At 71.0% G+C, this 10,350-nt stretch carries 9 protein-coding genes; 6 read left to right on the top strand and 3 right to left on the bottom strand.

What is annotated here, in order from left to right:
* From ACRDSK_RS27400 to ACRDSK_RS27415, 4 genes are all read left to right on the top strand, one after another.
* A partial coding sequence (locus tag ACRDSK_RS27400) for a carbohydrate ABC transporter permease (RefSeq protein ID WP_431444206.1) occupies positions 1 to 900 on the top strand: 900 nt, incomplete at its 5' end.
* Positions 897 to 1,718: a carbohydrate ABC transporter permease gene (locus ACRDSK_RS27405; RefSeq protein WP_431444207.1), complete on the top strand. Its 822-nt coding sequence runs from the start codon at positions 897 to 899 to the stop codon at positions 1,716 to 1,718. The genes ACRDSK_RS27400 and ACRDSK_RS27405, both read left to right, overlap by 4 nt.
* Positions 1,718 to 2,818, top strand: coding sequence for an ABC transporter ATP-binding protein (locus ACRDSK_RS27410; protein ID WP_431444208.1), 1,101 nt, complete (start codon positions 1,718 to 1,720; stop codon positions 2,816 to 2,818). The genes ACRDSK_RS27405 and ACRDSK_RS27410 overlap by 1 nt, the downstream gene beginning before the upstream one ends.
* A gap of 127 nt (positions 2,819 to 2,945) precedes the next feature.
* A complete protein-coding gene (locus ACRDSK_RS27415) occupies positions 2,946 to 3,572 on the top strand; it encodes a LysE family translocator (RefSeq protein WP_431444209.1) in 627 nt (208 codons plus the stop codon).
* Here ACRDSK_RS27415 and ACRDSK_RS27420 read toward each other — a convergent pair.
* The 3 genes from ACRDSK_RS27420 to ACRDSK_RS27430 form a co-directional block, all read right to left on the bottom strand.
* Positions 3,522 to 4,079: a GNAT family N-acetyltransferase gene (locus tag ACRDSK_RS27420; RefSeq protein ID WP_431444210.1), complete on the bottom strand. Its 558-nt coding sequence runs from the start codon at positions 4,077 to 4,079 to the stop codon at positions 3,522 to 3,524. The genes ACRDSK_RS27415 and ACRDSK_RS27420 overlap by 51 nt on opposite strands.
* A 41-nt stretch (positions 4,080 to 4,120) precedes the next feature.
* Positions 4,121 to 4,546, bottom strand: coding sequence for an OsmC family protein (locus tag ACRDSK_RS27425; RefSeq protein WP_431444211.1), 426 nt, complete (start codon positions 4,544 to 4,546; stop codon positions 4,121 to 4,123).
* A 238-nt stretch (positions 4,547 to 4,784) separates the two neighbouring features.
* Positions 4,785 to 5,414, bottom strand: a complete 630-nt coding sequence (locus ACRDSK_RS27430) for a uridine kinase (RefSeq protein ID WP_431444212.1) — start codon at positions 5,412 to 5,414, stop codon at positions 4,785 to 4,787.
* 130 nt (positions 5,415 to 5,544) lie between these two features.
* Between ACRDSK_RS27430 and dnaE the strand changes: the two genes are divergently transcribed.
* Both dnaE and ACRDSK_RS27440 read left to right on the top strand, forming a co-directional pair.
* Positions 5,545 to 9,129 (top strand): DNA polymerase III subunit alpha, encoded by a 3,585-nt coding sequence (gene dnaE / locus ACRDSK_RS27435; RefSeq protein WP_431444213.1) that lies wholly within the window; start codon positions 5,545 to 5,547, stop codon positions 9,127 to 9,129.
* A gap of 171 nt (positions 9,130 to 9,300) precedes the next feature.
* Positions 9,301 to 10,350: SPOR domain-containing protein (locus ACRDSK_RS27440; protein ID WP_431444214.1), on the top strand; the 1,050-nt coding region annotated here is incomplete at its 3' end.

Below are 10,350 nucleotides of genomic sequence, written 5' to 3' on the forward strand. Positions count from 1 at the left end.
GCCGCGGCGCGACCCCGGCGGGTCTCGGGCACCCGGGACACCGCCGGGCTCGGCGTCGGCCGCGCGGTCGCCTTTCTCGCGCCGGGGCTGCTGCTGATCGGGGTCTTCCTGGTCTTCCCGGCGTTGTGGACGATCTACATCGGGCTCACGAACTACACGCTCACCGGCACCGCGTCGATCTCGCCCGCGTTCGTCGGCCTCGACAACTTCATCGAGGCGCTGAACGACGCGCTGTTCGGCAACGCGCTGTGGCTGACGCTGGTGTTCGTGGTCGGTTCGGCCGTGCTCGGGCAGAACGTGCTCGGCTTCGCGCTGGCGTGGTACCTGCGCTCCGCCCGGCCGGCGCTGCGCCGGGTGATCGAGGCGCTCGTGCTGTTGTCGTGGATCCTGCCGAGCGTCGTCGTGGCGTACCTGTGGATCGCGGTGCTGGACCGCGACGGCGGCACGCTCGGCGCGCTGCTCGGCTCGCCGGGGACGGCGTGGCTCGTCGAGTACCCGATGGCGTCGCTGGTCGTGTTCAACACGTGGCGGGGTACGGCGTTCTCGATGATGTTGTACAGCTCGGCGCTGGCCGCGGTGCCGCCGTCGCAGCTGGAGACCGCGCGCACCATCGGCGCGAGCGGCTGGCAGACCGTGCGGGACGTCGTGTTCCCGCACATCCGCGGGCATGTGCTGACGAACACGCTGCTGATCTCCCTGTGGACGGCCAACGACTTCACGCCGTTCCTGCTAACCGCCGGCGGGCCGAACCACGAGTCGGAGACCCTGCCGGTGTTCATCTACCAGCAGGCGATCTCGTCGGGCCGGCTCGGCTACGCCGCGGCGATCTCGTTCCTGCTGCTGCTGGTGAACCTAGTCGTGGCCCTGCTGTACCTGCTGTTGCTGCGGCGGCGCTCATGACGGTCCGTCAGGTGTGGCGGCGCACCGGCTACGTCGCGTTCATGGCCGCGGTGCTGGCGTTCTTCGCGGTGCCGATGCTGTGGCTCGCGTCCGCGCCGTTCGACTCCGACCCCGGGCTCGGGCTGCGGTGGCCGGACTGGACGCTCGCCAACTGGTCGGCCACGTTCTCCCACCCGTACGCGCTCGGCTCGCTGGTGAACTCGGTAGTGCTGTGCGTGGTGGCGACCGCGGTGACCACGGTGCTCGCCACGCTGGCGGCGTACGCGCTGTCCCGGGTGCGCGTGCCGGGCCGGGATGCGTTGCTGTACCTGCTGTTGCTGCTGTCCAGTGTGGTCACCGGGACCGCGGCGATGGTGCCGATCTTCGTGATGATGTTCCAGCTGGGCCTGATCAACTCGCAGTACGCGACCGGCCTGGTGATCGCCGGCGGCATGCTGCCCGCGGCGATCTTCATCCTGAAGGACTTCGTCGACTCGGTGCCGCGGTCCTACGAGGAGTCGGCGCGGGTGTTCGGCGCGTCGCCGACCCAGGTGCTGCTGCATGTGGTGCTGCCGGTCGCCCGGCCGGGCATCGCGACCATCCTCGTGTGGGCGTTCGTGCAGGCGTGGGGGAACTTCCTGCTGCCGTTCCTGCTGCTGCGCGACGTCGAGGCGCAGCCGGCGGCGGTGTTGCTGACGACGCTCAAGGACGAGGGCGGCAGCGCGAACCTGACGGTGATCCCGGTGTTCTCGCTGCTGTACGCCGTGCCGGTGGTGGCGCTGTACCTGTTCGTCAGCAAGCGGTACGGGTTCCGCTTCCACGGAGGGATCAAGGCCTGATGGCGGGTATCGAGCTGACCGCACTGTCCACTGTGTACCCCAATGGGGTGCGCGCGGTGGACGCGCTGGAACTGTCCGTACGCGACGGGGAGTTCTTCGCGCTGCTCGGCCCGTCCGGCTGCGGCAAGACGACGCTGCTGCGCACGATCGCCGGGCTGGAGCCGGCTTCCGAGGGCTCGGTGTCGATCGCCGAGTCGGACGTGACGCGGGTCGAGCCGGGCCGGCGGCGGGTGGCGATGGTGTTCCAGGACTACGCGCTGTTCCCGCACATGACGGTGGCGCAGAACATCGCCTACCCGTTGCGGGTGCGCCGTGCCCCCCGGTCCGACCAGCGGGAGGCCGCCGAGCGGACGTCGGCCGGGCTCGGTCTGGCGGAGCTGTTGTCGCGGCGCCCCGCCCAGCTGTCGGGCGGTCAGCAGCAGCGAGTGGCCCTGGCCCGGGCGATCGCGATGGAGGCGGACGTCCTGCTGCTGGACGAGCCGCTGTCCAACTTGGACGCCCGGCTGCGGCTCGAGGCGCGGACGTTCCTCAAGCGGCTGCAGCGCGAGCTCGGGCTGACGACCGTGTTCGTGACCCACGACCAGGCGGAGGCGCTCGCGCTGGCGGACCGGATCGCGGTGATGGCCGAGGGTCGGATCCGGCAGCTGGGCAGCCCGAAGGAGGTCTTCCAGCGCCCGGGCGACACGTTCGTGGCGAACTTCATCGGCTCGACGCCGATGAACCTGCTCCCCGGCACGGTCTCCGCTGACCTCGTCGAGGTGGCCGGGGCTCGCCTGAAGCCGCCGCGCGGCGTGCCGCTGGCATCCGGCGCCGCGGTGACCGTCGGCATTCGGCCGGAGTACCTGCGCGTCTCGGCCGCCGCGCCGGACGGCGACGGCACGGGCGGGATCACGGGCCAGGTGTCGATCGTGGAGAACCTCGGCGTGACGTCGCTGGTCACGCTGGAGTGCCCGGGCGAGGTGCTGGTCGGGGTGACGGTCGCCGAACAGGACGAGCCACCGGTAGGCGCGACGGTGTCCGCGACCCCGGACCCAGGCCGGCTACTGCTCTACGACGGCGAGACAGGCAACCTCCTGGGCGAGCCGGCATCCACAGCCTGAGCACTTCCTCAGCCGCTCGCTCCCTCCTCGTCGGGACCCGTCCGTAGGCTGGTGATCGGGGGCCGGAGGCGCGTCCACCATGTGGAAATCCCGCGCGACCCGTCGCCACCCGTGTTTCAGTCGAGTCATGGACGCCTCGACTCTCGTCGCCTTCGTCGTGGCCTGTGCTGTGATCAGCATCGTGCCCGGCCCGGACATGATGTTCATCATCGCCAACGGGGTGGCTCGTGGGCGGGCGGCCGGCGTGGTCGCCGCGGTCGGGATGTCGACCGGGATGGCCGTGCACACCGTCGCCGCCGCGCTCGGCCTCGGGGCGCTGCTGCAGGCCGCCCCCGTCGTCCTCGACGCGGTGCGGATCGTGGGCGCGGTGTTCCTCTGCTACCTCGCGATCAGCACGCTGCGCTCCGCGCGTGAGATCACCGAGACCGCGCCGGCGCGGTTCGGCGGGCATTCGCTGCGGCGCACCTACGCGATGGCGACGCTGACCAACCTCGCCAACCCGAAGGTGATCTTCTTCTACATCGCGTTCTTCCCGCAGTTCCTCACCGGCGGCGGCTGGCCCACACCGGTCCAGTTCCTCGTGATGGGCGCGGTCCTGATCATGGTCGGGCTGACCGTCGACGCCGCGGTCGGGCTCGCCTCGGGCACGTGCTCCGAGCTGCTGCGGCGCCGCCCGGCCGTGCGGCGCTGGCTGGGCCGCGTCTCAGCCGCGATCTTCGGCGGGCTGGCCGTCCGGCTGGTCGTCGACCGGTAGCTCCGAGCGCAGCATCCGGTAGAGCACCTCGTCGCGCCAGGCGCCGTCGCGGAAGTAGTACTCGCGCATCACCGCCTCCTGCACGAAGCCGGCCTTCTCCAGCGCGCGCCGCTCGGCCACGTTGCCGGACTCGGTCCGCGCCTGGACGCGGTTCACCGGATCGTGCGCGAACAGGTACCGGACCAGCAGCCGCTGTGCCGCCGTGCCGTGACCCTTGCCGCGATGGTCCGGCCACAGGCTGATGCCGTACTCGAACACGTAGGAGATCTGGCCGGTCCGCACCTTCGACCACGACACGAACCCGAGCGCCACGCCGTCGAGGTCGACCATCAGCACGCACTTCTCGTCGCCGAGCAGCTGGTCTTCCGCGAACCGGCGCCGCCACCGCGAAGGATCGGTGAACCCGCCCCAGTTGAAGACGCCGATCGCCTCCGGATCGGTGAACATCTGCTCCAACCGCACCAGATCGGACTCGAGCACCGGCCGCAGCCGCATCCCCTCGGTCATGCCGGCACCGTAGCCGTGCCGGCCGACCGAGGCGCGCCGATTTACACCAGCTCGGCGTCGAGCGTGATCGTCGTGCCGGTGAGGGCCTGGGACACCGGGCAGTTCTTCTTGGCGTCCTCGGCCGCGGCGGCGAAGTCCTCGGCGCTGATGCCCGGGATGCTCGCCCGCACGGTCAGGTGGATGCCGGTGATCCCCTCGCCCGGCTGGAAGGTCACGTCGGCCTTCGTGTCCACAGTGGTGGGCGGGGTGCCGGCACCGGCGAGCCCGTGCGAGAGCGCCATCGAGTAGCACGTCGAGTGCGCGGCGGCGATCAGCTCCTCCGGGCTGGTCTTGCCGTTCGCGGCCTCGGCGCGCGACGGCCACGACACCGGGTACGAGCCGATGCCCGACGAGTCGAGCGACACGGTGCCGGAGCCGTCGAGCAGCGCGCCCTCCCAGTGGGCGTTGGCGGTGCGAGTGGTGGCCATGGATCCTCCTGCGTAGCACTGACGGTCGGCTGCTGAGTCTGCCCCACTCCGGCCCGCCACGCGTGCTCGGTGTGATCAGGTCGCGGTCCGGCCGAGCCACGCGACGAGCGCCTGCGCGTAGGCCCGGTCGGGCGGCGTGCGCGGCGGCCTCTCGGACAGCACGAGCCAGATCACCTGGCATGCTCGGCGAACTCACCGACGGTTTCGACCATGAGTTCGATACGATGGCTTTGTGAGGTCAGACGGGGGAGTCGTCGAGGAGCGCGGGGTGGTCCGGATCGTCGACCCGGACGCCCGTGTCGGCGGTGTGCAGCGGCCGCACCCGCGCGTCGTAGCGGGCGAACGCGGGCAGGGCCCAGGCCTCGGCGAACCGCCGGGCGAGCGCGGGCGCGGACAGCCACAGGTGGACGGTGTGCTCGACCGCGAGGCCGCGGCCGAGCAGCAGCTCGCCGTCGAGCACCAGCACCCCGCCCGCCGGCAGGACCTCGTACTCGGCGCGGGTGGCCCGCTCGGCGGCGGCGTCCCACAGCGACGGCAGCACCCGCCCCGAGCCGCCGGGGCCGAGCGGCGCCAGCACCTCGCGGGTCAGCCCGCCGGCGTCGAGCCAGTCGTCGAGGCGCGCGTCCGGGTCCTCGCGGCCGCGCTCGAACCGCAGCGACGCCGGCCGCAGGAAGTCCTGGGCCGACACCCGCAGCACCGGTCGGCCGCGCAGCCGCAGCCCCTCGGCGAGCCGGTCGGCGAACGAGCCGGGGCGGCTCGGCGGGGCGCCGTCGACGGCCACCCGGGTCCACCCGCCGGCCGGCTGCGCCGCGATCCGCTCGGCCAGCTCCTCGACCAGCAGGTCGATCGTCACGGGCCGGAATCTCATGGTCTCGATCATCTCACCGGCCCGGAATTGTCGGTGCCACGCGGTAGAAATCAGCCATGCCCCCGAAGCTCCGAGACACGCCCTCGACCGTCCGTTCATCTCGGCGTCGGCCGTCGTAGGGTGGTGCCTCGTGGCGGCTGACTCCTTCGTTCATCTCCATGTGCACACCGAGTACTCGATGCTCGACGGCGCCGCCAAGGTCGCGCCGCTGTTCGCCGAGGCCGCCCGGCTCGACATGCCCGCGGTGGGCATGACCGACCACGGCAACATGTACGGCGCCGACGAGTTCTACCAGTGCGCCCGCAAGGCCGGGATCAAGCCGATCATCGGCATCGAGGCCTACATCGCGCCACACAGCCGCTACCACAAGAAGCCGGTCTTCTGGGGCGAGGCCAAGCAGCGCAGCTCCGACGAGCTCGGCGAGGGCGGCGACATCTCCGGCGGCGGCGCGTACACGCACATGACCATGCTCGCCGGCAACGCCACCGGCCTGCGCAACCTGTTCACGCTCTCCTCGCTCGCGAGCATGCAGGGCTACTACCGCAAGCCGCGGATGGACCGCGAGCTGATCTCCGAGCACGCCGAGGGGATCATCGCCACCACCGGCTGCCCGTCCGGCGAGGTGCAGACCAGGCTCCGGCTCGGCCAGACCGCCGAGGCCGTGCAGGCCGCGTCGGACTACCGGGACATCTTCGGCAAGGAGAACTTCTTCCTCGAGCTGATGGACCACGGCCTGCCCATCGAGCGCTCGGTGCGCGAGGGCCTGCTCGACATCGCCCGCCGGCTCGACCTCCCGCCGCTGGCCACCAACGACTCGCACTACGTCACCCAGGACCAGTCCGCCGCCCACTCGGCGCTGCTGTGCGTGCAGTCCGGCAAGACGCTGTCCGACCCGAACCGCTTCAAGTTCGACGGCGACGGCTACTACCTGAAGTCGGCCGACGAGATGCGCCGGTACTGGGACAAGGAGGTCCCCGGCGCCGCCGACAACACGCTGCTGATCGCCGAGCGGGTCGAGTCGTACGAGGAGGTCTGGGCCAACGTCGACCGGATGCCGGTGTTCGACGTGCCGGCCGGCGAGACGCAGGGCACCTGGCTGCACAAGGAGGTCATGCGCGGCCTGAACTGGCGCTTCCCGGAGGGCGTGCCGGACGGGTACCCCGAGCGGGCCGAGTTCGAGCTGGGCGTGATCACCCAGAAGGGCTTCCCCGCCTACTTCCTCGTGGTCGCCGACCTCGTCAGCTACGCGCGGCGGGTGGGCATCCGCGTCGGCCCGGGTCGCGGCTCGGCGGCGGGCTCCCTGGTCGCGTACGCCCTGGGCATCACCAACCTCGACCCGATCCCGCACGGCCTGCTGTTCGAGCGGTTCCTCAACCCCGAACGCACGGCCATGCCCGACATCGACATCGACTTCGACGACCGGCGCCGCGGCGAGATGATCACTTACGCCACGGACAAGTACGGCTCGGACAAGGTCGCCCAGGTCATCACGTTCGGCACGATCAAGACCAAGGCCGCGCTCAAGGACTCCGCCCGCGTCCTGCACGGCCAGCCCGGCTTCGCGATCGCCGACCGGATCTCCAAGGCGCTGCCGCCGCCGATCATGGCCAAGGACATCTCGCTGTCCGGCATCGTCGACCCCAAGCACGAGCGCTACACCGAGGCCGCCGAGGTTCGCACGCTGATCGAGACCGACACCGAGGTGTCGAAGATCTTCGAGACGGCGCGCGGGCTCGAGGGCCTCATCCGCAACGCTGGCGTGCACGCGTGCGCGGTCATCCTGTCGAAGACCCCGCTGATGGAGTCCATCCCGCTGTGGCGGCGCGACGACGGCTCGGTCATCACCGGCTGGGACTACCCGTCGTGCGAGGCCATCGGCCTGCTGAAGATGGACTTCCTCGGCCTGCGCAACCTCACGGTCATCGGCGACGCGATCGACAACATCCGGGCCAACCGCGGTGGGGACATCGACCTCGACACGCTGGGCCTGGACGACGCGAACACCTACAAGCTGCTCTCCCGCGGCGACACGCTCGGCGTGTTCCAGCTGGACGGCGGGCCGATGCGCGACCTGCTGCGCCGCATGCAGCCGACCGGGTTCGAGGACATCGTCGCGGTCGGCGCGCTGTACCGGCCCGGCCCGATGGGCATGAACGCCCACAACGACTACGCCGACCGCAAGAACAACCGGCAGCGGATCAAGCCGATCCACCCGGAGCTCGAGGAGCCGCTCAAGGAGATCCTCGCCGAGACGTACGGCCTGATCGTCTACCAAGAGCAGATCATGTTCATCGCCCAGAAGGTCGCCGGCTACTCCATGGGACAGGCCGACGTGCTCCGCAAGGCGATGGGCAAGAAGAAGCAGGACGTCCTCGACGCGGAGTTCGAGCGCTTCGAGGCCGGCATGAAGGCGAGCGACCTGCGGCCGGGCGGCTTCTCCACCGCGGCGATCAAGGCGCTGTGGGACACGATCCTCCCGTTCGCCGGGTACGCGTTCAACAAGTCGCACGCGGCCGCCTACGGGCTGGTGTCGTACTGGACCGCGTACCTCAAGGCGAACTACCCGGCCGAGTACATGGCCGCGCTGCTGACCTCGGTGGCGGACAACAAGGACAAGTCGGCCGTTTACCTGTCCGAGTGCCGCCGGTCGGGGATCAAGGTGCTGCCGCCGGATGTCAACGAGTCCGGTCTGCGCTTCGCCGCGGTCGGCACCGACATCCGCTTCGGCATGGGCGCGGTGCGCAACGTCGGCGCCAACGTGGTCGAGTCGGTCATCAAGACGCGCGAGGACAAGAGCGCGTACACGTCGTTCACCGACTTCCTCGACAAGTCCGAGCTCGTGTGCTGCAACAAGCGGGTCGTCGAGTCGCTGATCAAGGCGGGCGCGTTCGACTCGCTCGGGCACACCCGGCTGTCGCTGGTGCAGGTGCACGAGGAGGCGGTCGAGGCGGTCGTCGGCCTCAAGCGCCAGGAGGCGATGGGCCAGTTCGACCTGTTCGGTGGCGACGACACCCAGCCGGCGGCGAGCGACGCGTCCCCGTTGGCGCACCTGAGGTTCACCGCGGAGGAGTGGCCGCGCAAGCAGCTGCTGGGCTACGAGCGGGAGATGCTGGGCCTGTACGTGTCGGCGCACCCGCTGGACGGCGCCGAGCGGCTGCTGCGCAAGCACGCCCCGAAGCCGATCGCCGAGATCATCAGCGACGCGCCGAAGGAGGGCGAGATCGTGCTGTCCGGCATGATCTCCGCGCTGGAACGCCGGGTGAACAAACAGGGTGAGCCGTGGGCGATCTGCACGATCGAGGACCTGGACGCGTCCATCGAGGTGCTGTTCTTCGCGAAGTCGTACTCGGTGCTGTCGCAGGACCTGGTCGAGGACGCCGCCGTGGCCGTCAAGGGCCGGGTCAACTGGCGCGAGGACAAGATGTCCATCTTCGGCTCGGGCCTGATCCCGCTGGACATCACCGACGCGGACCTGACCGCCCCGGGTGACGACGCTCCCTTCGTGCTGCTGTGCAACCCGGTGCGCCTGAACGACGACGTGGTCGCCGAGCTGAAGAACACGCTGGCCGCCCACCGCGGCGACACCCCGGTCCACCTGAGGTTCGCCCACAAGGAGAACGGCGTCACCTTGGCGCTGGACGACTACCCGATCAAGGTGACCCCAGCCTTCCTGGGCGAGATCAAGGCGATTCCGGGGGTGGCGGTCGACGCTTGACCGTTCTGGCGGGCCGGGGGGCCGTTTGGGGGTTGGGTGTGGCCAGCGCTTGAGTTCCGCAGGTGGGTTCTGGTTAGTTGGCGGACGCCTGTTTCGTTGTGGTCGGGCCACTTCTCGTTGTTCGTTGCGGTCGGGGTTGGCCCGTCGCATCCCCTGCCGAATGGATGTCGTATGTGGACCAGGAAGTTCGCGTTGTCGGCCGGGATCGTGCTCCTGGGGATGACCGCCGCCGGGCCGGTGGCCGTGGCCGAGCGCGACCGCGGGCTGCCGCTCGGGCCCGGCGGGCTCACCGAGACGCGCACGGTCGAATCGCTGGCGCCGGGAGTCACCCTGACCACGATCACTCGCGGCGAGGTCGACCCGGCGAACGGGTGGACCGTCGAGATCGCCGTCCCGGGCGGCGGTGACGACCCCGACCCGGACGCGCCACCCACCGCGATCGCCGACCGGGAGCACGCCTCGGCGCTGCGCGACGCCCTGGCCGGCCAGGGGTTCGACGGCCGGGTCGAGGAGGTCACCACGCCCCGGGTGGCCGACTTCGCCGGCGGCACCCTGGGCTACCGGGTCCGCGTCGGCCTCGAGGCCGACAAGGCCGCCGCCGACGCGGTTCTCGCGCTGGTGCGGGCCGCCGGGTTCACCGCGTCCACCGTCTTCACGGGATGGGACGGCGCGCCCACCGACCGCGGGCCCTGGCGCGTCCTGGTGCTCACCATCGACCCGGAGCGGTTCCGGGGCGACCTCGCCGCGGACTTCGGGCCGGACCTAGAGCGCCGCGAGACCACCAGTGCCCTGGCCGGAGGCGCGACCGCGGCCGTCAACGCCGGGTTCTTCGTGCTCGACCCCGCCGCCGGCGCGCCCGGCGACCCGGCCGGCGTCGGTGTCTACAATGGACAGCTGCTCAGCGAGGCCGTCGAGGGCCGGCCGGTCTTCGCCTTCGGCCGCGACGCCCGTCGCGCAGCGGTCGAGCGGTACGGCTGGCGTGGCGAGGTCCGCGGCCGGCACGACAGGCTCGCCCTCGACGGCATCGACCGCGTCCCGGGACTGATCCGCAACTGCGGCGGCACCCGCGACGACCTGCCGACGAGCCGCCCGCTCCACGACACCACCTGCACCGACGCCGACGAGGTCGTCGCCTTCACGCCGCACTACGGCGCCTCGACTCCGGCCGGCCCCGGCGTCGAGGCCGTGCTCGACCGGCACGGCCGGGTGGCCGAGGTGCGC

This window comes from Actinophytocola sp. (assembly GCF_050699915.1).
Taxonomy (GTDB): domain Bacteria; phylum Actinomycetota; class Actinomycetes; order Mycobacteriales; family Pseudonocardiaceae; genus Actinophytocola.